The organism is Nodularia sp. LEGE 04288 (assembly GCF_963896525.1).
In the GTDB taxonomy this organism is placed as follows: Bacteria; Cyanobacteriota; Cyanobacteriia; order Cyanobacteriales; family Nostocaceae; genus Nodularia.
Map to the genome: position 1 here is coordinate 1 of NZ_CAWQOY010000087.1, position 1143 is coordinate 1143.

Here is a 1143-nt window from a genome sequence, read left to right on the forward strand (position 1 = left end):
TAGACCCATCCGAAAACTCGCAAGCCAATATTTACAAGGCTTTGATACCAGTCCTTGCAGATTCTGTTTCAACGAAGAAATCCGTGTTTGATATAGTTACTGATAGTTTAGAGCAGAAAAATACATAATCTTGCCCGACGCAAACACAATTTTTAATTAATACTAAGTTGTTTCGGTAAGACAAAAGTTCCAATTCGCAGTCTTACCAGACCACAAACTAACAAAACTATTTCATTATAAACATCAGCATTTAATCTAAATCTTTGTGATGCCACTTGGAAAATTTTTACAACACGTATTAAATGCTCAACAAATATACGCTTACTTGAGAGAGCTTTATTTTCTTCTTTTTGTTGTTCATTTAATTGTTGTTTTCTTTTCTTCTTATGAGGTGTAGTAATATTATTCCCACCTTGATACGCCTTATCTCCCTCAAATTCTTGTTTTTGATCAAATTTCGTTTGTTGCTCTCGGAATAATTTTATGTCCGCCGTTGGTCCAGGATAACCTACTTTAATATCAATTATATCTTTTCCTTCTGGCAAGGAAACTATCTGGTTTTTTATAGTATGCTGTTTTTTCTTTCCAGAAAAGAACTTTTTTTGCTCTTCGTTGTCAGATGGTCTATCAATCGGCTGTTCTAGACTATCGACCAGTAACTTAAAACTCGTTAATATTTCTTGTACAATCATTAAATCTCCTTCTTTATCTTCAACTTGTTCTATTAAACTAGAAGGTATAATCTTACGTAATATTTTTCTCCAGTAATGAAAAGTATCATTAGATAAAGTTTTTGATATACCAAACATTATTCCTAAAACTTCAAATGTTGGTATTTGTCTCAGATAAAACAAACACAAACATACTTGTTCTGGGATGGATAATATTTTTTTTCGTCCACCTCCACGACGATGTATTCTAACCTTCTTATGTTCAAATTTGAGTTGTTCTTCTTCATGACTTTTTTTAGCATAGTTTACAAGGTCAGTAAATTGGTCATAACTAATCCCCAAAAGTTGCTTTGCACGCGAGGGATACTTTTGTATATAATCAAAGATACTAATCATTTAATTAGATGTTGGTAGAAGGTCAATTTTACTTTCTACCATTTTTTGTACCCAAATCATATTCCGGACGTGTCTA

Annotated in this window: 1 protein-coding gene; it reads right to left on the minus strand. The window is 32.3% G+C overall.

Translation table 11 applies throughout. The features are described from left to right. Window positions 1-152: 152 nt before the first annotated feature. Window positions 153-1067, minus strand: coding sequence for a transposase family protein (locus AACX33_RS05860; RefSeq protein WP_194003932.1), 915 nt, complete (start codon window positions 1065-1067; stop codon window positions 153-155). Window positions 1068-1143: the final 76 nt, after the last annotated feature.

Coding starts and splice junctions, on each gene's coding strand:
- AACX33_RS05860 (WP_194003932.1), bottom strand. CDS start 1,067: ATGATTAGTATCTTTGATTATATACAAAAGTATCCCTCGCGTGCAAAG.